Annotated in this window: 18 protein-coding genes; 8 read left to right on the plus strand and 10 right to left on the minus strand. The window is 52.4% G+C overall.

Annotation, left to right across the window (positions count from 1 at the left end; all coding sequences use genetic code 11):
* Nucleotides 1-7 precede the first annotated feature (7 nt).
* The 5 genes from dnaB (at nt 8) to AACS05_RS01235 (ending at nt 5,417) form a co-directional block, all read left to right on the plus strand.
* Nucleotides 8-1,423: a replicative DNA helicase gene (gene dnaB / locus AACS05_RS01215; protein WP_045438554.1), complete on the plus strand. Its 1,416-nt coding sequence runs from the start codon at nt 8-10 to the stop codon at nt 1,421-1,423.
* A gap of 151 nt (nt 1,424-1,574) precedes the next feature.
* Nucleotides 1,575-2,654 carry an alanine racemase gene (alr, locus tag AACS05_RS01220; protein ID WP_045438557.1) on the plus strand — a complete coding sequence of 360 codons (1,080 nt, stop codon included), beginning with the start codon at nt 1,575-1,577 and terminating at the stop codon, nt 2,652-2,654.
* A 131-nt stretch (nt 2,655-2,785) separates the two neighbouring features.
* Nucleotides 2,786-3,979, plus strand: a complete 1,194-nt coding sequence (tyrB, locus tag AACS05_RS01225) for an aromatic amino acid transaminase (RefSeq protein WP_045438560.1) — start codon at nt 2,786-2,788, stop codon at nt 3,977-3,979.
* Between the two features lie 246 nt (nt 3,980-4,225).
* A complete protein-coding gene (aphA, locus tag AACS05_RS01230; protein ID WP_045438563.1) occupies nt 4,226-4,939 on the plus strand; it encodes an acid phosphatase AphA in 714 nt (237 codons plus the stop codon).
* 127 nt (nt 4,940-5,066) lie between these two features.
* Nucleotides 5,067-5,417, plus strand: a complete 351-nt coding sequence (locus AACS05_RS01235; RefSeq protein ID WP_045438566.1) for an MmcQ/YjbR family DNA-binding protein — start codon at nt 5,067-5,069, stop codon at nt 5,415-5,417.
* A 42-nt stretch (nt 5,418-5,459) separates the two neighbouring features.
* Here the strand turns inward: AACS05_RS01235 and uvrA are convergent, their stop codons facing one another.
* Nucleotides 5,460-8,282, minus strand: coding sequence for an excinuclease ABC subunit UvrA (uvrA, locus tag AACS05_RS01240; RefSeq protein ID WP_045438569.1), 2,823 nt, complete (start codon nt 8,280-8,282; stop codon nt 5,460-5,462).
* 251 nt (nt 8,283-8,533) lie between these two features.
* Here uvrA and ssb1 point away from each other — a divergent pair, with 251 nt between their 5' ends.
* Nucleotides 8,534-9,067, plus strand: a complete 534-nt coding sequence (ssb1, locus tag AACS05_RS01245; protein ID WP_045438572.1) for a single-stranded DNA-binding protein SSB1 — start codon at nt 8,534-8,536, stop codon at nt 9,065-9,067.
* 96 nt (nt 9,068-9,163) lie between these two features.
* On the opposite strand, the gene fecE is transcribed toward ssb1, so the two are convergent.
* The 8 genes from fecE to AACS05_RS01285 form a co-directional block, all read right to left on the minus strand.
* Nucleotides 9,164-9,931: a Fe(3+) dicitrate ABC transporter ATP-binding protein FecE gene (fecE, locus tag AACS05_RS01250; protein ID WP_045438575.1), complete on the minus strand. Its 768-nt coding sequence runs from the start codon at nt 9,929-9,931 to the stop codon at nt 9,164-9,166.
* Nucleotides 9,932-10,888: a Fe(3+) dicitrate ABC transporter permease subunit FecD gene (fecD, locus tag AACS05_RS01255; protein ID WP_045438577.1), complete on the minus strand. Its 957-nt coding sequence runs from the start codon at nt 10,886-10,888 to the stop codon at nt 9,932-9,934.
* Entirely contained in the window at nt 10,885-11,883 is a 999-nt protein-coding gene (gene fecC, locus AACS05_RS01260; protein ID WP_045438579.1) for an iron-dicitrate ABC transporter permease FecC, read from the minus strand. The genes fecD and fecC overlap by 4 nt, the downstream gene beginning before the upstream one ends.
* Complete coding sequence (locus tag AACS05_RS01265; protein WP_045449399.1) at nt 11,880-12,782, minus strand: Fe(3+) dicitrate ABC transporter substrate-binding protein FecB; 903 nt, start codon at nt 12,780-12,782, stop codon at nt 11,880-11,882. The genes fecC and AACS05_RS01265 overlap by 4 nt, the downstream gene beginning before the upstream one ends.
* Before the next feature lie 225 nt (nt 12,783-13,007).
* Entirely contained in the window at nt 13,008-15,323 is a 2,316-nt protein-coding gene (gene fecA / locus AACS05_RS01270) for a TonB-dependent Fe(3+) dicitrate receptor FecA (RefSeq protein ID WP_045438582.1), read from the minus strand.
* Between the two features lie 94 nt (nt 15,324-15,417).
* Nucleotides 15,418-16,374 carry a ferric citrate uptake sigma factor regulator FecR gene (fecR, locus tag AACS05_RS01275; protein ID WP_045438585.1) on the minus strand — a complete coding sequence of 319 codons (957 nt, stop codon included), beginning with the start codon at nt 16,372-16,374 and terminating at the stop codon, nt 15,418-15,420.
* Nucleotides 16,371-16,889 (minus strand): ferric citrate uptake sigma factor FecI, encoded by a 519-nt coding sequence (gene fecI / locus AACS05_RS01280; RefSeq protein WP_045438588.1) that lies wholly within the window; start codon nt 16,887-16,889, stop codon nt 16,371-16,373. Before fecI ends, fecR begins: the two co-directional genes overlap by 4 nt.
* Before the next feature lie 152 nt (nt 16,890-17,041).
* Nucleotides 17,042-17,323 (minus strand): YjcB family protein, encoded by a 282-nt coding sequence (locus AACS05_RS01285; RefSeq protein WP_045438590.1) that lies wholly within the window; start codon nt 17,321-17,323, stop codon nt 17,042-17,044.
* A 548-nt stretch (nt 17,324-17,871) separates the two neighbouring features.
* Between AACS05_RS01285 and AACS05_RS01290 the strand changes: the two genes are divergently transcribed.
* Nucleotides 17,872-19,458 carry an EAL domain-containing protein gene (locus tag AACS05_RS01290; protein ID WP_045438593.1) on the plus strand — a complete coding sequence of 529 codons (1,587 nt, stop codon included), beginning with the start codon at nt 17,872-17,874 and terminating at the stop codon, nt 19,456-19,458.
* Nucleotides 19,459-19,460: 2 nt separating this feature from the next.
* Here the strand turns inward: AACS05_RS01290 and soxS are convergent, their stop codons facing one another.
* Nucleotides 19,461-19,784, minus strand: coding sequence for a superoxide response transcriptional regulator SoxS (soxS, locus tag AACS05_RS01295; protein WP_045438598.1), 324 nt, complete (start codon nt 19,782-19,784; stop codon nt 19,461-19,463).
* An 86-nt stretch (nt 19,785-19,870) separates the two neighbouring features.
* On the opposite strand from soxS, the gene soxR reads away from it, so the two are divergent.
* Complete coding sequence (soxR, locus tag AACS05_RS01300) at nt 19,871-20,329, plus strand: redox-sensitive transcriptional activator SoxR (protein ID WP_045438603.1); 459 nt, start codon at nt 19,871-19,873, stop codon at nt 20,327-20,329.
* Nucleotides 20,330-20,425 lie beyond the last annotated feature (96 nt).

The raw sequence follows: 20,425 nt of genomic DNA on the forward strand, positions 1-20,425 counted from the left end.
ATTCACTATGGCAGGAAATAAACCCTTCAACAAACAACAGACTGATGCTCGTGACCGCGATCCGCAGGTTGCGGGACTGAAAGTGCCGCCGCACTCGATTGAAGCGGAACAGTCGGTGTTGGGCGGTTTAATGCTGGATAACGAACGCTGGGACGATGTGGCCGAGCGCGTGGTTGCGGAGGATTTTTACACCCGACCACATCGGCATATCTTCACAGAAATGCACCGCCTGCAGGAGATGGGAAAACCCATCGATCTGATTACACTGGCAGAGTCGCTGGAAGTTCAGGGACAACTGGACAGCGTCGGCGGTTTTGCTTACCTGGCTGAGTTATCTAAAAATACGCCAAGTGCGGCGAACATTAGCGCGTATGCCGATATTGTCCGCGAACGTGCCGTAGTTCGCGATATGATTTCTGTCGCCCATGAAATAGCCGACGCGGGTTTCGATCCGCAGGGGCGCTCCAGTGAAGACCTGCTCGATCTGGCGGAATCTCGCGTCTTTAAAATCGCTGAAAGCCGCGCCAATAAAGACGAAGGTCCGAAAAACATCGCCGATGTGCTGGATGCGACCGTCGCGCGTATAGAACAGTTGTTCCAGCAACCGCATGATGGCGTCACCGGGGTGAATACCGGTTATGACGATCTCAATAAAAAGACTGCAGGTTTGCAGCCGTCAGATCTGATCATCGTCGCGGCGCGTCCATCGATGGGTAAAACGACATTTGCGATGAACCTCGTCGAAAACGCAGCGATGTTACAGGATAAGCCCGTACTCATCTTTTCTCTTGAGATGCCCTCTGAGCAGATTATGATGCGTTCCCTGGCCTCGCTTTCGCGCGTGGATCAGACCAAAATTCGTACTGGTCAACTGGATGATGAAGACTGGGCGCGAATTTCCGGAACAATGGGTATTTTGCTGGAGAAACGAAACATCTATATTGATGATTCCTCCGGTCTGACGCCGACGGAAGTGCGTTCGCGCGCGCGCCGTATCGCTCGTGAGCACGGCGGTATCGGGCTTATCATGATCGACTACCTTCAGCTTATGCGCGTGCCGTCGCTTTCCGACAACCGTACGCTGGAAATTGCTGAAATTTCTCGCTCACTGAAAGCGTTAGCAAAAGAACTACATGTGCCGGTGGTGGCATTGTCGCAGCTTAACCGTTCTCTGGAACAACGCGCCGACAAACGCCCGGTCAACTCGGATTTGCGTGAATCAGGCTCCATCGAGCAGGACGCCGACTTAATCATGTTTATCTATCGTGATGAGGTTTATCACGAGAACAGCGATCTGAAAGGGATCGCAGAAATTATTATTGGTAAGCAGCGTAACGGTCCTATCGGCACGGTACGTCTGACGTTTAACGGCCAGTGGTCACGCTTTGATAACTATGCCGGACCACAATACGATGATGAGTAAATAATTTGGCCATTTTGTTTGCGATTTAAGGATTGGGGAGTGCTCGTCATCCCCACGTACTTTAGTACGCTCTGGTGGCTGAGCGTTTGCCGCACCCAAACTCGCTGCACCAATAACACCAAATTCCAGACACATAATTCAAGGAACACAAATGCAAGCGGCAACTGTAGTCATTAACCGCCGCGCTCTGCGACACAACCTGCAACGTCTGCGTGAACTGGCGCCTGCCAGCAAACTGGTTGCGGTCGTGAAAGCGAACGCTTACGGACACGGTCTGTTAGAGACCGCGCGAACGCTCCCCGATGCGGACGCTTTTGGTGTCGCTCGTCTTGAAGAAGCCCTGCGGCTGCGCGCGGGAGGGATCACGCAACCCATCCTGCTGCTGGAGGGTTTTTTCGATGCAGCTGATCTGCCGACTATCTCCGCACAGCGTCTGCATACCGCTGTGCACAACCAGGAACAACTTGATGCCCTGGAAGCGGCAGAACTGGCTGAACCGGTCACCGTATGGATGAAGCTCGACACCGGAATGCACCGTCTGGGCGTACGCCCTGAGCAGGCCGAGGCCTTTTATCAGCGTTTAACTCAGTGTGAAAACGTGCGTCAGCCGGTCAATATTGTTAGCCACTTTGCTCGTGCAGATGAACCCGAGTGTGGTGCAACCGAAAAACAGCTCGATATCTTTAATAGCTTCTGTGAAGGCAAGCCGGGCCAGCGTTCTATCGCCGCTTCTGGCGGCATCCTGTTGTGGCCACAGTCTCACTTCGACTGGGCGCGTCCGGGGTTAATTCTGTATGGCGTATCACCGCTGGAAAATCACTCCACAGGTGCAGATTTCGGCTGCAAGCCGGTGATGTCACTCACCTCCAGCCTGATTGCGGTACGCGAACATAAAGCAGGAGAACCTGTTGGTTACGGCGGAACGTGGCTCAGTGAGCGCGACACGCGTCTGGGCGTCGTGGCGATGGGGTATGGAGACGGTTATCCGCGTGCGGCTCCCTCTGGTACGCCAGTACTGGTTAATGGCCGGGAAGTGCCGATAGTCGGGCGCGTTGCGATGGATATGATTTGCGTTGATTTAGGCCCTGATGCGCAGGATAAAGCTGGCAACCCGGTGATCCTGTGGGGTGATGGCCTGCCGGTTGAGCGTATTGCTGAAATGACAAAAGTAAGTGCTTACGAACTTATCACGCGCCTGACGTCAAGAGTAGCGATGAAGTACGTGGACTAAATTTGGTTATAAGCCGGATAAGGCGGTTCCGCCGCCATCCGGCAATATTCCCCTCAACATCCTCTCGATCTTCTCTCACTTCCGGTTTATTGTGTCTTTATCCCCTGCCTGTAAACCTGGAGAACCATCGCGTGTTCCAAAAAGTTGACGCCTACGCTGGCGACCCGATTTTATCGCTCATGGAGCGTTTCCAAGAAGATTCACGTAGCGACAAAGTGAACCTCAGTATCGGCCTGTATTACAACGAAGACGGGATTATTCCTGAGCTTAAAGCCGTAGTTGAAGCGGAAGCGCGGCTTAATGCTAAGCCACATGGTGCTTCCCTGTACCTGCCAATGGAAGGGTTGAATAGCTATCGCCATACTATCGGAAAACTGCTGTTTGGCGCAGAACACCCGATTCTCCAGCAACAGCGTGTAGCGACGATTCAGACGATGGGGGGATCGGGCGCGCTAAAAGTGGGCGCTGATTTCCTGAAACGCTATTTTCCTGATTCTGGCGTGTGGGTCAGCGATCCGACGTGGGAAAACCATATCGCAATTTTTGAAGGCGCCGGGTTCGAAGTCAGTACTTACCCTTGGTATGACAATACAACCAATGGTGTGCGTTTCAACGATCTGCTAGCCACGCTCAATACCTTACCGGCGCGCAGCATTGTGCTGCTGCATCCGTGCTGTCATAACCCAACCGGTGCAGATCTGACTCATGCTCAGTGGGATACGGTCATCGAGATACTGAAAGCACGCGACCTGATCCCGTTTCTGGATATTGCCTATCAAGGTTTTGGCGCCGGAATGGATGATGATGCCTACGCCATCCGCGCTATTGCCAGCGCCGGATTGCCTGCTCTGGTCGGCAATTCGTTCTCAAAAATTTTCTCACTGTATGGCGAGCGTGTCGGCGGGCTTTCCGTTGTCTGTGAGGACGCTGAGACGGCAAGTCGCGTACTGGGACAGTTAAAAGCCACCGTTCGTCGTAACTATTCCAGTCCGCCGAACTTTGGTGCTCAGGTTGTTGCTGCCGTACTGGGGGATGATGAGCTCAGAGCCAGTTGGCTGGCTGAAGTAGAGGGTATGCGTACCCGTATCCAGGCGATGCGTCAGGAACTGGTCAACGTTCTTAATACTGAGATCCCTGGTCGCGATTTTGATTATCTGCTGCAACAGCGCGGTATGTTCAGCTATACCGGACTGAGCGCAGCCCAGGTTGATCGTCTGCGTGATGAGTTTGGTGTTTACCTGATTGCCAGCGGTCGTATGTGTGTGGCCGGTCTGAACCACAGTAACGTTCAGCGCGTGGCGAAGGCGTTTGCTGCGGTAATGTAATATTTTTTTCCCGAAACACGTAGGTCAGATAATGGCAACACCATCAGGTTTTGTGTGCCAGATGGTAGCGTAAATACCTTATCTGGCCTACGTGACATGCCTCTATTCATATGTGATCGTTCTCTTTTTCTGTAACAAAACCAGATAAAGCCCTTCCTTTCCCCCCCCTCAGGGGGTAAGGTCAGATAGCTTTTTGACCAGTTGTTAATAAAAAAATCATAACTAACTGACTAATTAGGGAAAAATATGCGCAAGATTTCTTTGGCACTGAGTGCCGTTTGTTTATTGTTCACGTTAAACCATTCCGCCCAGGCTTTAGTTTCTTCTCCCTCTCAGCTTAATCCAGGCACTAACGTTGCAAAACTTGCTGAGCAGGCTCCTATTCATTGGGTTTCTGTCGCACAAATTGAAAATAGTCTGACTGGTCGTCCGCCGATGGCTGTCGGATTTGATATTGATGATACGGTTCTCTTTTCCAGCCCGGGATTCTGGCGTGGCAAAAAAACGTACTCCCCGGAAAGCGAGGATTACCTGAAGAATCCGGCCTTCTGGGAGAAAATGAATAATGGCTGGGATGAGTTCAGTATCCCGAAAGAAGTGGCGCGACAGCTTATTGATATGCACGTGCGTCGCGGCGACAGCATCTTTTTTGTGACCGGGCGTAGCCAGACCAAAACCGAAACGGTTTCTAAAACGCTGTCCGACAACTTCCATATTCCACCCGCCAATATGAATCCGGTTATCTTCGCGGGTGACAAACCCGGACAGAACACCAAAACGCAGTGGTTGCAGGATAAAAACATCCGTATGTATTACGGCGATTCCGACAATGACATCACTGCGGCCCGTGAGGTCGGTATTCGCGGTATTCGCATTTTACGTGCTTCCAACTCCACCTATAAACCGTTGCCACAGGCTGGAGGGTTTGGTGAAGAGGTGATCGTGAACTCCGAGTACTAAGGAGCCGCTTTTTCGATTGCTGTTTTTTTAAACAAATTTGCGTTACTGGCTTTTACCTTTCGCTGACTTGCTGCACACTGAGTAAAAGATGTTCTCATCAGGCGATATGCTGGTAAGGGGAATAAAAATGACGAATTCGGAGTTGCTGCAATACTGCATGGCAAAAACAGGTGCGGAGCAGAGCGTCCACAGTGACTGGAAAGCCACACAAATTAAAGTCGAAGATGTGCTTTTTGCCATGGTAAAAGAGGTGGAAGGTCGCCCGGCGGTGTCTCTGAAAACCAGCCCTGAACTGGCCGAGTTATTACGTCAGCAGCATAGTGACGTAAGGCCAAGCAGACATCTGAATAAAGCGCACTGGAGCACGGTATATCTGGATGGCTCGTTACCGGATTCTCAGATTTACTATCTGGTCGATGCCTCCTGGCAACAGGCCGTAAACACGCTGCCGGAAGATAAGCGCAAACTGCTGGCGTAAATTTGCCGCTCCCTGATGATTCAGGAAGCGGCATTCGCGCAATTACAGCATGGGTTTGAGGAATCGGGCCGTGTGCGAAGCTTCACACTCGGCAACCGTTTCTGGCGTACCGGAGACGAGGATTTCGCCGCCGCCGCTCCCGCCTTCCGGTCCGAGGTCCACAATCCAGTCCGCGGTTTTAATCACGTCCAGGTTATGCTCAATGACTACGATGGTGTTGCCCTGATCTCTGAGCTGGTGCAGTACGTCCAGTAACTGCTGAATATCTGCAAAATGCAGACCTGTGGTCGGCTCATCCAGAATATACAACGTCTGGCCGGTTCCGCGTTTTGACAGCTCGCGTGCCAGTTTCACGCGCTGCGCCTCACCACCGGAGAGCGTTGTCGCGGACTGACCCAGACGAATGTAGGTCAGACCAACGTCCATCAACGTTTGCAGCTTACGCGCCAGCGCCGGAACGGCATCAAAGAACTCGCGGGCTTCTTCGATCGTCATATCCAGCACTTCGTGGATGGTCTTGCCCTTGTACTTAATCTCCAGCGTTTCACGGTTATAGCGCTTGCCTTTGCACTGGTCGCACGGCACGTAGATATCCGGCAGGAAGTGCATTTCGACTTTGATTACGCCGTCGCCCTGGCAGGCTTCGCAGCGTCCACCGCGCACGTTAAAGCTAAAGCGACCCGGCGTATAGCCGCGTGCGCGTGATTCCGGTACGCCAGCAAACAGTTCGCGCACGGGCGTAAACACGCCAGTATAGGTCGCCGGGTTAGAACGCGGCGTACGACCAATCGGGCTTTGGTCAATATCGATAACTTTGTCGAAATGTTCCAGTCCCTGAATATCGCGATACGGCGCGGGTTCCGCCAGTGTTGCGCCATTAAGCTGGGTCTGGGCAATCGGGAACAGCGTGTCGTTAATCAGCGTCGATTTACCCGAACCGGAAACACCGGTAATACACGTGAACAGGCCAACTGGCAGCGTCAGGGTGACATCTTTCAGGTTGTTGCCGCGTGCACCGGTTAACTTCAGCACTTTTTCTGGATCGGCCGCAACGCGCTGTTTCGGCACTTCAATCTTGCGCTTGCCACTCATGTACTGGCCGGTCAGTGACTCAGGTACTGCCATGATGTCGTCCAGCGTTCCTTCCGCGACCACCTGTCCACCGTGGACACCGGCGCCAGGACCGATATCAATAACGTGATCGGCGGCGCGAATAGCGTCTTCATCGTGTTCCACCACTATCACGGTATTACCCAGATTGCGCAGATGGATAAGCGTACCTAACAGGCGTTCGTTATCGCGCTGGTGCAGACCGATGGACGGTTCATCCAGCACGTACATTACGCCCACCAGGCCTGCGCCGATCTGGCTTGCCAGACGGATGCGCTGGGCTTCGCCACCGGAGAGCGTTTCGGCTGAACGGGACAGCGTCAGGTAGTTCAGACCGACGTTAACCAGGAACTTGAGACGGTCGCCAATCTCTTTGAGGATTTTCTCTGCGATCTTCGCCCGCTGGCCCGCGAGTTTGAGATTGTTGAAGAAGTCCATCGCATGGCCGATGCTCATGTCGGAAATGGCGGGTAGCGGTGTGTTCTCAACGAATACATGGCGTGCTTCACGACGTAAACGTGTTCCTTCACAGCTGGCACAAGGCCGGTTGCTGATGAATTTTGCGAGTTCTTCACGTACCGCACTGGATTCCGTCTCTTTATAGCGACGCTCCATATTGTGCAATACGCCTTCGAACGGATGGCGGCGTACCGATGTATCGCCGCGATCGTTCATATATTTGAATTCAATGTTTTCTTTGCCGGAACCGTATAAGACCACTTTGTGAACGGCAGGATTCAGGCTAGCCCATGGCGCTTCCACATCAAACTTGTAGTGTTCCGCCAGCGACTTGAGCATCTGAAAGTAATAGAAGTTACGGCGGTCCCATCCGCGAATAGCCCCGCCTGCCAGCGACAGTTCAGGGTTCTGAATCACCCGATCGGGATCGAAATACTGCTGTACGCCGAGACCGTCACAGGTTGGACACGCACCAGCCGGGTTGTTGAACGAGAACAGGCGCGGTTCCAGTTCGCGCATGCTGTAGCCGCAAATCGGACAGGCAAAGTTGGCGGAGAAGAGCAACTCTTCCGCTTTTGGGTTGTCCATATCGGCAACTATCGCTGTGCCGCCGGAAAGCTCCAGCGCGGTCTCAAAAGATTCCGCCAGACGCTGAGAGAGGTCGTCGCGCACTTTGAAACGATCAATCACCACTTCGATGGTGTGTTTCTTCTGCAACTCCAGCTTAGGTGGATCGGAAAGGTCGCACACCTCACCGTCAATTCGCGCACGGATATAACCCTGGCCTGCCAGGTTTTCCAGCGTTTTGGTGTGCTCACCTTTACGCTCTTTAATTACTGGTGCCAGCAGCATCAGACGCTTGCCTTCCGGCTGCGACAGGACATTATCAACCATCTGGCTAACGGTCTGTGCTGCCAGTGGGACGTCGTGGTCCGGGCAGCGCGGTTCACCGACGCGGGCAAACAGCAGACGCAGATAGTCGTGAATTTCGGTAATGGTGCCTACCGTGGATCGCGGGTTGTGGGATGTCGATTTTTGTTCAATTGAGATGGCAGGAGACAGCCCCTCAATGTGGTCGACATCCGGTTTTTCCATCAGCGACAGAAACTGACGCGCGTACGCGGAAAGGGATTCAACGTAACGACGCTGCCCTTCGGCATATAACGTGTCGAAAGCAAGCGAGGATTTGCCTGAGCCCGAAAGCCCGGTGACGACAATCAGCTTGTCGCGCGGGATGACGAGGTTGATGTTTTTGAGATTATGGGTGCGGGCGCCCCGAACTTCGATCTTATCCATTCATCTTTCCCGGATTAAACGCTTTTTTGCCTGGCTGCATGGTGCTACCGGCGATCACAAACGGTTAATTATGACACAACCTAACCTGAATGGATATACAGTATTGGAATGCAAAACGCAGGTGTCTGTGCAACAATGTCTGGCTGAGGTTGTTTACTGGAATCGACCTCCCAACGTAGTAAAAGCGCTATTGGAAATGCTACAATCCCGCGCTTACACTTATTAAGAAACGTTTTTCAGGAGACACGATCATGGCCAGCAGAGGCGTAAACAAGGTGATTCTCGTCGGTAATCTGGGCCAGGACCCGGAAGTACGCTATATGCCGAATGGTGGCGCAGTTGCCAACATTACGCTGGCTACTTCCGAATCCTGGCGTGATAAAGCGACCGGTGAGATGAAAGAGCAGACTGAATGGCACCGCGTTGTGCTGTTTGGCAAACTGGCAGAAGTTGCCAGCGAATATCTGCGTAAAGGTTCTCAGGTCTACATCGAAGGTCAGCTGCGTACCCGCAAATGGACCGATCAGTCTGGCGTAGAAAAGTACACCACTGAAGTGGTTGTAAACGTAGGCGGCACCATGCAAATGCTGGGTGGCCGTCAGGGTGGTGGCGCTCCTGCTGGTGGTAACGCGGGTGGTGGTCAGCAGGGTGGTTGGGGTCAGCCTCAACAGCCGCAGGGTGGCAATCAGTTTAGCGGCGGTGCTCAGTCTCGTCCGCAGCAGTCAGCTCCGGCAGCACCGTCTAACGAACCGCCGATGGACTTTGACGACGACATCCCGTTCTAAGCATTCTGCTAAAAAGGCCCGTAAAGGGCCTTTTTTGTTTCGGGAAACGTTAAATGTCCGGCTCGATTGCATCCCAAATCTCTGCCCTTGAAAGTATTACACCACCACGCACATCGGCCTTCCTGATATTGGCTCCGGGTGGATTTCTGCTTCCACGCTAAACACTCTTTTTAGCATTTCCGGCTGCATTACCGCTTCTGGTGTTCCCTGCGCCGTCACGCGTCCATTTGCCAGCACGACGAGGTGATCGCAATAGCGGTTCGCCTGATTCAGATCGTGCAGTACCGTTACTACCGTTTTTCCCTGCGCCTTGAGCTCGTCCATCAACCGCATTAGTTCGACCTGATGATTAATATCCAGCCAGGTCGTCGGCTCATCAAGCAACACGACAGGAGTGTCCTGCGCCAGCATCATGGCCAGAAATGCTCGCTGGCGCTGACCGCCAGACAGCTCGGTTAAACGTCTGTCTGCCAGAGCATGCATCTGCGTTTTCTCCATTGCAACGTTGACCCGGGAATGATCTCCGATAGAAAGTCGTCCCCATAAGGAAAGCCAGGGGCTGCGACCGTAACTCACCAACTCCCGGACGGTGATCCCCTCAGGAGTAAGGTGATGTTGGGGTAGCAGCGCCAGACGTTGGGCTAACTGGCGTGATGACAGGCTGTCAATTGGCTGGTCGTCGAGCATCACGGTACCCGATGTTGGGATGAGCAGACGCGAAAAACAGTTCAACAGTGTTGATTTTCCGCAGCCGTTTGGTCCCAGTAGTGCGGTAATTTTCCCTGACGGCAGTGCGAGCGTAAGTCCGTCCAGAACCTGGCGAGTACCATAGTTGACGGTCAGATTTTCGGTATGTAATTTCATTTAACGCATTCTCACAAGCAGCCAGATAAAACATGGTGCGCCGATGATGGCTGTCAGTATCCCTGCCGGAAGCTCCAGCGGGGGATGGATAATTCGCGCCAGCAGATCGGCGACCAGCAACAGCAAAGCGCCAGTTAGCGCGGAAACTGGCAGCAGCCAGCGATGGCGACCGCCGGTCATTTTGCGCACCATGTGTGGCACCACCAGACCAATAAAACTGATTGGTCCACAAACGGCTACTCCGGTTGCGGCCATCGCCACCGCCAGCATTAGCCCGCAAAATTTTACGCGCGGAACGGCCACGCCAAGGGTCGCCGCGCGCGCATCGCCCAGTGCCAGCAGGTCGAGGTCGCGGCAAAAACGCAGGCTAAGGGGAAGAAACACCGCCAGCAATGGCACCGCGATTTTTACAAACGTCCAGTCGCGCCCCCACAAACTTCCGGTGAGCCACAACAAAGCACTGTTTACATCCTGCGGATGTGAAAGCATCAGGTAATCCGTCATGCTCGCCCAGCAGGCGGAAAGCGCCACGCCTGTTAACGCCAGCCGCATTGGCTGCGTGGTATCGGCCAGTATGCGTAGCAGCAACAACGCTGCAATGCCGCCGCCAAATGCCAGTAGCGGCAGAAAAATTGCTGGCAGCGAGGGCAGTAGCAGCAATCCACTCACTGCCGCAAGACTGGCCGCATGGTTGACGCCGAGAATGTCCGGTGAGGCCAGCGGGTTGCGTACAATGCCTTGTACCAGCACGCCAGAAACCGCTAACGCGGCACCAACGAATATCGCCAGAATCAGTCTTGGCAGACGGTATTCCATCAATACGTAATAGTGTGTGCTGTCGGGACGCCAGTCAGTCAGCAGTGCTCGCCAGGGAACAGGGATCATCCCCATCTGTAGCGACAGCGAGGCGAATACCAGCAGAGCCAGCGCAATCAACATCACCAGGGAGGTTCTCATCCGCGCCTCCTGACCAGCCAGACAAAACACGGTGCGCCGATTAGCGCCAGCACTGCACCGGCAGGTAAATCACCAGGAAAGGCCAGGGCGCGGGCCAAAACGTCAGCCAGCAGCATGAACGTAGCACCCAACAACATGCTCATAGGCAGAACCTTGCGCTGATCGTACCCAATCCAGAATCGTGCCAGATGTGGCATCAGCAGACCGACAAATGCCACGGGGCCCACCACGCTGACGCAGGCACCGACTAACGCCAGTACCAGAATATTGATGGTTAATCGCAATTTCGGCAGATTTACTCCCAACGTGTGGGCGGTACTATCCCCTATATTCAGCAAGTTAAGCTGGGTTGCCAGCAGCAGGATCGCCGGCGCTGCTATCGCCACAATCGGGAACAGATGCCAGAAATCCTGCCAGCGAACATGTGACACACCGCCAGCCAGCCAGTAAAAAATGCCCCAGGTATGATCTTCAGCCAGCAGTAGCGTGATCCGGGTGAATGCCATACAAAAGGCGGAAAGCGCGATCCCGGCGAGGATCAGCCGGTTTCGCTCCTGTGTATGACGAAAACCGCCTCCGGCGATCATGACCAGCATCCAACTTATACCACCACCACAGGTTGCGACGATGGCAAGTGGATATCCTGCCACTGGCGTGGGATTGAGGGCGCTGGTGAGCGCCATTGCCAGTGCGGCACCGCTGTTGATACTGAGCAGGGAAGGCGAGGCCAGTGGGTTATGGGTCAGGGTTTGCAGTAGCGATCCGGCTAGCGCCAGGCTTGCTCCCACCAGAATCGCGACCAGGCTTCTGGGTAAGCGGAGATTGTGGACCAGCGTTTGCGGGAGCGTCAGCGTATGGCCGGGGATCAACGCGCCTAAAGCATCCATACCGGAAACAGGGATGGCTGAGTAGCAAAACAGACTCAGCCAGAAAATAGCGATAAGCGCCGCAGCGGGAATACCCCACAACAGCGCTGGATGTTTAGGGTAAGTCATTTCATATCGTCAACTGACTGGTGCTGAAAGACCTTTACCGTATCGCTGGCAATGCGCTCGGCAGCAAAAATGCCGCGCATTCTGGCCCAGGCATTACTGTCAACGGCGGCAATTTGCTGTTTTTTCACCGCATCAAGCATTTGCCACAATGAGTCCTGTTGCCAGCGTTTAACGATACTTTCCTCGCGATAGTGTGCCACCAGCAGCCATGACGGATTGATCGCCAGGAGTTGTTCAAGGCCTATCGAGGGGATGGGCGCACCTGCGATTGCTGGGGGGACGTTCAGGCCAAGAGTCGTTAATACGCCCCCGGTATAGGTCTCGCTGGAGTGCAGATTGAACTGCTGTTCGCGAGAGGTTCCAAATACCACGCTGGCCCCTTGCGGGAGAAGTTCGGCCCATTGAGCCATCTTCTGGCGATGTTGTTCCAGTCGTGCGGTCATCTGCTCTTTCTTACCGACAATATTCCCGATAATTGCGGCTGATTGCAGATTTTCTGCGTAGGTTTCGTTGCGGGATTTAAGCAACAGAACCGGGGCGATCTGCTGTAATGCACTATAGATGCCCGCGTGGCGGTGGCTGTCGGCAATAATCAGGTCTGGCTTCAGGGCGCTGATAGCCTCCAGACTTGGCTGGGCGCGCGTACCGACAGATTGCCAGGGTTTTAGATGCGCGCGAACCTCCGGAAGAATGCGGCCCGCATCACCATCATCGGCAATCCCCACCGGACTTATCTCCACCGCGGCCAGCGCATCGGCAAACGACAGTTCCAGCACCACAATCCGCTGTGGTGTTTTGTCGAGTGTAAAAGAGCCATGTTCATCCTGAACCGTGGCGGCAAAGGTGTGGCTGGCTACCAGCATCAGACCTGCAAATAGAAAACGAAAACATGCCAACATATGTACTCCCGGTGCCGGATAGCGCGGTGTTTTCTGGCCTGCATTGGTGTACCTGCAGGCCAGATAAGTGTTTATACCCGTCATTCTTCAAGCTGCTTGGGTGTTGGCTGCCCTTACTCACCCCAGTCACTTACTTGTGTAAGCTCCAGGGGCTTCGCTCTGTTGCCGCCTACAAGCAACTCGAATTATTTGGGGTATACGTCGCTCTCGGAAAAAGAACCCTTATCAGAACTTCAGCGAGCCTTGCAGGTACAGCGTGCGGGGCTGTCCGGTGTAGATACCTTTGTTGTTATCGTCATACGAGCGGGTGTAGTACTCATGGTCGAAAATGTTCTTCACACCGAATGCCAGATTCAGGTCTGCCATTTGTGGGCCGAAGTCATACGCCACGCGAGCTCCCCACAGCATATAGCCGGGGATCCGTCCGGTGCTGCCGTCTGCGCTCTCTTTCTCAGTGTTTGCATTATCTGCAAACTGGCTGGACTGGAAATCGCTGTTCAGGTTGAAGGTCCAGCTACCCGGCTTGTAATCCACACCGAGCGTGCCTTTATGTTTCGGCGAGAAAGGAACCTGGTTGCCGTAGGTATCGCCTTTTTCACGAATTTCGGCGTTTACATAGGCGTAGTTTGCATAGATGGATACGTTATCGAACGTGGGCGTCAGGCTGCCGAGATCGTAACGAGCCTGAGTTTCCAGGCCGGTATGGCGCGTTTTGCCGCGTGCGGTAACGGTGTCATTGGTTTGGTTAGAGTCGTACTGATTATTAAAGTTAATCAGGAACAACCCCATTTCCGCCGTTAACGCTCCGCCGTCGTATCGGGTTCCGAGCTCCCAGGTTCGCGCTTTTTCCGGTTCCACGTTGCCGCTTTCCACAGCCTTGCCAATTTGGCTGTACTGTACGGTGCCGAATGAGCCTTCTGTGTTGGCATAGAGATTCCAGCTGTCTGTAAGATGATAGAGAACGTTCAATGCCGGAAGCGGAGCGTTATAGCTCACTTCCTGATGTGTTTTTTTGATGTTGTTGTTCTGATACGACTCGATATGCTCAAAACGCATACCTGGCGTAATGGTCCAGTTGCCGATATCAATTCTGTCATCCAGATACCAGGCATGCGCTTCAGTACCGGAGCGGGTATCACGATCGTGTGGGCTGGATGTTGAAGGTAACTGCCCGCTCGCTGCTGCGCTGAAATAGCGCATCTCATGCGTTGATTCGTTGACATAGCGATAACCTACACCGACTTCATGCGCGGAAGAGCCGATCATAAAGCTCTGGCTGTAGCGTGGTTCAATGCCGCGAACCCAGTAGTAACGTGGCGAAAGCGTGAGGTTTTTTCCCTGATCCAGAAAACCGCTACGCAGGGTTTGTGTATAAAAGCCCTGGATATTGAATTTATGTTGGCTGTCCGGCTGGAACTGGTACCCGAGGCTGGCCAGTTTTCTGCGGCCCCAGAAGCGATCATATGGACGGGTGGATTGCCAGCGGTCGGCGTCATAGTCGGCGCGAGACAGTCCACCAGGCATGTCGGCTTCACCATCGTAGTATTGTAAAAGACTATTGAATGAGTGGACTTCGTTCGGCGAATATTTGCTTTTTAGCATGATATCGTCGATACGGGTGGCGCTGTGTTCACGCCAGTCACTACCACGGGTGCCGGAATAGAGCAGAGCGGAGCCGAAGCCGTTATCTGCCGTGCCGCCAATCATCAGATTGTGCGTTTCTTTCGGATTATTTTGTGATGAGGTTGGACTCAGTTGCCCCTCCGTCCCGGCTTCAATACCGAAGTCTTGTGGGATCGCGCGGGTGACGAAGTTCACTACGCCGCCGACACTTTGCGGTCCATAGCGCACCGCGCCGCCACCGCGAACCACATCAATGGCATCCATATTGCCCAGAGAGACCGGTGCTAGCGAGAGTTGTGGTTGACCGTAGGGGGCAAACGGAACGGGGATGCCGTCCATAAGCACCGTTGAACGGCTTGCCAGGCGTGGGTTGAGGCCGCGAATGCCGAAGTTCATTGCCAGATCGTGGCTGCCGGTACCGTTATTTTCTGGGGCGTTGACGCCAGGAATACGGTTAAGCGCTTCGCGCATTGTCGTTGCACCGGTTTTGATAAAATCATCGCGGCGGATAACGTCACGTGCTCCGGCATGTTCAAAGACGTCGTTTTCACGGGCATCGCCCAGCCAGTCGCCGACCACAGTCAATGAGTCTTCAGTCGCAACGGGGGCGGGTTCCAGCGTCCAGGTGTTATCTCCGAGCGATTTCTCCTGCAGGCCACTGCCTTTTAATAGCGCATGCAGACCCTCGTCGAGATTAAAGTCCCCTTGCAGACCATCGCTGTGTTTGCCGCGCGTCAGCGAGGCATCAACCGACAGAATAATACCGCTGCGCGTAGCGTACTGGTTCAGCGCTTTGTCTAAATCCCCTGCGGCAATATTAAATTGTGTCGCGATTGCAGGGAGCGAAGCAAGCCCGGCGAGCGGGAGCAGGCTTAAACGAATCCACATCCCCAGAGATGCTGTGTTATGAAAGGCCATCACGTCTCCATCATATTATTTTGTATTTTCATTAATGAAGTCGAACGACCAGAGGAAAAGGGACAATGGAAATGATAATTTTTTTCGTTATCGTTTAACTGATGGGGCTGAGAGTGACCCAATAGCGGGTAACAAACTGAATTTTAACGGGGAGTGTTTTGGCTATCGCATTCAGCACTGCATCAGTATTTCCTAATGGAAAAGTTCCTGTCAGACGTAATCCGGCGATGGCAGGATCGCAGCGCAGAATGCCGGGGCGATAGCGAGAGAGAGTGGTAATAACGTCTTCCAGTGGTTTGTCGCTGAAGCTGAGCACGCCTTGCGTCCAACTCGCTGATTCGTTATTAAGCGGCTGTACATGACCAAATTGTGATGCGCTGAAAACCAGCATTTCACCCTGCTGGATCACCCGTATTTGGTGGGGCTCGCTGGCAAGACGCACTTCAACCGCATGCTGATGGACGCTAAGGTGCGTTTCATCGCTCAGTTGGGTAACAGTAAATTCTGTACCCAGTGCGGTGAGTTGCCCCTGACGCGTCTGTACACGGAAGGGGCGCTGTAGATCATCTTTCCCGGTGGTAATTGCAATTTCACCGTACCACAGGCGTACCAGGCGTTGCTGATCGTCAAATTTTACGTTTACTGCGCTGTCGGTATTCAGTGAAAGTAGAGTGCCATCTTGCAGTTTTTGTCGCTGGATTTGCCCTTTCGCGGTCCGGTAATCCGCGCGTAACCCTTCCCCTGTTTCTGAGTGCCAGAGCGACCAGCCGCTTCCTGCACAGGCGAGGATCAGCAAGCCTTTCAGTACATGGCGACGAGTCAGGCGGGTATCATTCAACGTCCGACTGGCAAGGTTTCCTGGTACGCTGTTCATCTGGCAACGCAGATTTTCAACCTGCTGCCATGCCCACTGGTGATCTCTGTCCTGTTCATACCATTGTTGCCAGCGGGCTTCCTGCTGAGGGCTGACACGTTCACCGGTCAGTACAGCGTACCAGTGAGAGGCTGAACGTAATGCCTGGCGACGGGAATCGGTAAGTGTTGTTTTCACAGGTCGTGCTCCAGACGGAACAGCAGGCAGTGCTCAGTGGCTTTAGCGACGTACTTTTTCACCGAGCTTACCGATACGCTCAGTCGCTGCGCGATATCGCTATAAGTAAGACCATCGAGTTGAGAAAGCAGGAAGGCATATCTGGCTTTGGTGCTCAGTCCGTCCAGCATCTGGTCAACAAGTTGTAACGTTTCAAGATGAGACTGCTTTTCTTCTGCAGAAGGTGCCAGCGCTTCGGGTAACTGTGCGAGCATCTCCAGATACGCTCTTTCCAGTGCATTACGGCGGAACAGGTCGATCATTACCCGCTTAGCGATGGTGCATAAAAATGATTTTGGATCGCGAATGGCGGCGAGCGACTCACCATTGATAACACGTAGAAAAGTATCCTGAGCGACATCATCGGCATCGAATGCTGATTGTAATTTTCGCGTCAGCCAGTGGGTTAACCAACCGTGATGCGCACGGTACAACGATTCAAACGAGAGAGGGGCGCACTGAGCAGGATTAGACATGGCCGATAGTTTCAACAGTTAATCATCACGGCGGCATGTTAATATGAGAATGGTTATCATTTCAATGTTGGCGGAGGAATTTGTACAAGAGAGAGAATAATTGACTGATTTTGTGGGTAATAAAAAGCCTCCATGCAGGAGGCTCATTGGGGTCAGGTCAGTACCATCGGCCAGTCAGGCGGTGTATGGCTCATTACTTCCACCATTACAGATTCGATGTTCTTCCAGATAGCAGAGACATCCACCAGAGTGATACCAAGTAATCCGGTCGCAAACCAGCAGGCAAAAACAACCCCTAAACCGCTGCTGATGACAGCCAGGCCAATATAATCTGATTTACGAAACCGAATATTGAGCATACTGGCTAAAAACATGAGCACCGCGCTGAGCAGTTGCCACCGCAGAAGAACCACGCCAGTTGTTATTGTTGCCATGAAAAATGTCCTCAGAAAATCTGATGCCCAGGACAGCGCGGGGGGATTCACAGGGGGTGTGGCTCTCTGGCTATCGACGGGCATTTACATGAATGAAACGTTGTTTCTGTTACATGATTTTTGTGAACTATATCACATATGCTCGTTTGTTCACCAGTGTTGAGCGCTATTTTTGTCGGCTTATAGCCATGGTAAAGTTGTGGTTATATTGAGAGCGAGCAGATAATAAAGTATTCACAATATAAGATGCATTCATACTGCCTGTTATCTTTATCCTAAATTAATCTTTAAATTTTTAATGTGTTTTTTTTATGCAGCCAGTATTACGCCCATAAAACATTACGACTTCTGGATAATGTTGTTCCTGAATAAGCTAAACTCTAAGTTTGGCTTACGGAAAAATAATATCATCATCAACTAATATCAGACTTTTACATAGAGAAGTCTGTTGCTAATACTGATAGATTCATGCAACTTAGCTAGCTGGTGTTTATAGCATCCTGCCTTGATGGGTACTGGCATATACGATACAGGGAAATAGGGCTGACATGACTCACAGTGCGCGACGCAAGACGCTGAGGCTCCTCGGAACGTTCATGGTGGTAATGCTCCCCGTGGTACTGGCGTTATGGTTTGCTCACTTGAGGGCAATGTCCGAAACCCGCAATCAACTCCGCTCTTTTGCTCAACTGGTGTTAAATAAAACGGAACTGGTGATCCAGCAGGCTGATTTAGCTCGCGATATGGCCCAACTGTATCAAGGGAAGATGTGTACCCCTGAACATCAGAAAAGCATGCTGAATATTATTCGCGGTCGCTTATATATCAGTGAGCTAATTTATGCGCAGGCTGATCGTTTTTTGTGCTCTACATCGTTAGTACCCCCTACCTCGTATATTATGCCGACCGCTGACTATAAGCGTACACCGGACATCTCCATCTATTACTATCGCGATACGCCTTTTTTCTCCGGCTACAGAATGACGTATATGCAAAGGGGAAACTACGTTGTCGTTATCAATCCATTATCTTACAGCGAGGTAATGTCAGACGATCCAGGTCTGGCCTGGGGAGTATATGATACGGTTACGGATTCCTTCTTCTCTGCAAGTGAAGGGGTAAACGTTGCGCAATTATTGCCGTTGGTGCGCGGCGCAGCCTCTACGTTCCAGCAAGGTAATCGCTTCTATACCATCGTTCGTTCTGAAAAGCGGCCAATTGCGATTATTGTGTCGACGACAGGCGATCGCGTAATTCAAAATTTCTATCATGAAGCTGCGTTAACACTTCCCTTCGGGGCAATTAGCAGCATTCTGATACTGTTAATGTGGTGGCGTACGCGTCAGCAATACTACTCTCCCCGCCGCCTGTTAAAACGCGCGATCAAAAAACGTCAGCTTTGTCTGCATTACCAGCCAATCATTGATATCAAAAATGGTAAATGCGTCGGGGCCGAAGCTTTGCTGCGCTGGCCTGGAGGAAAAGGTGAAGTAATGAGTCCGACAGAATTTATTCCGCTGGCAGAAAAAGAGGGAATGATAGAGAAGATCACGGATTACGTGGTGGAAGAAGTGTTCAACGATCTGGGCTATTTTTTATCGGCGCACCCTCAGCTTTATATCTCAATAAACCTTTCCGCTTCTGATTTTCATTCATCCCGACTGATTGCCTTAATTGCCGATAAAACACGCGAGTATTCGGTGCAAGCGCAGCAGATTAAAGTTGAGGTGACTGAACGCGGATTTATTGATGTGCATAAAATGACCCCGGTCATCCAGGCATTTCGTCAGGCGGGTTATGAAGTCGCGTTTGATGATTTTGGTACGGGGTATTCCAACCTGCATAACCTGTCTTCATTGAATGTTGATATTCTGAAGATCGATAAATCTTTTATCAGTACGCTAGCCACCAATAGCACCAGCCACCTGATTGCGGAACATATCATCGAGATGGCGCAAAGTTTACATCTGAAAACTATTGCAGAAGGTGTAGAAACGTCGGAGCAGATCAAGTGGCTGCTGGAGCGCGGCGTACAGTACTGTCAGGGATGGTACTTCGCGAAGGCGTTGCCGCCACAGGAATTCATGCACTGGCTCCAGCGATCGCCCGCCATACTGTCGCAAAGCGGGCAATAATCTTACAGGCGATGACGGTAGTCGCTGGGAGTACGATCAAACTCGCGGCGGAACACGCGTGAGAACGTTTGTTGCGATACATAACCCAGATCCATCGCGATATCAAAAATAGGCCGCTCGGTGTTACGCAACTCGACAGCGGCCAGCAGAAGTCGACGCTGACGGATATAGTCGCCCAGCGTCTGACGCATCACCGTGCGGAACATCCGCTGTAAATACCACTTCGAATAGCCTGATTTTTTCGCGACCACCTCAATATTCAGCGGTTGGTCGATATGTTCATCAATCCATTCAATAAGGGTCTGAATAATTTGCTGATGGGACATATAGTTGCCTCTTGCTCAGTGTTCGATTCGTCGTTTTGTCTGTGGGCGAGTATAATTCCTCAAGTTAACTTGAGGTAAAGCGATTTATGGAAAAGAAATTACCCCGCATAAAAGCTCTGCTAACGCCTGGTGAAGTCGCAAAACGTAGCGGTGTGGCGGTATCAACTTTGCATTTCTATGAAAGCAAAGGCTTAATCAGTAGCATGCGCAATAGCGGCAATCAGCGTCGATATAAACGTGATGTGCTGCGCTATGTCGCGATTATCAAGATTGCTCAGCGCATAGGTATTCCGCTGGCGACGATTGGCGACGCGTTCGGTGTCTTGCCAGAAGGGCACTCGCTTAGTGCGAAAGAGTGGAAGCAACTCTCGTCGCAATGGCGTGAGGAACTGGATCGACGCATTCATACCCTGGTGGCGTTACGAGATGAGCTGGACGGCTGCATTGGTTGTGGTTGTTTGTCGCGCAGCGATTGTCCGTTGCGTAACCCAGGCGATCAGCTTGGTGAGCAGGGGACAGGGGCGCGATTGCTGGAAGATGATTGATGTGAAATATTCGATGGGCATATCCCCTAAACAACATGAAGTATGACGGGGATAAAACTAAAGCGCCACAGAGGGCGCTTTAGTTTGGTTCCGGTC

Origin of the sequence: Citrobacter sp. S-77, assembly GCF_963864895.1 — a bacterium.
Lineage (GTDB): Bacteria > Pseudomonadota > Gammaproteobacteria > Enterobacterales > Enterobacteriaceae > Citrobacter > Citrobacter murliniae.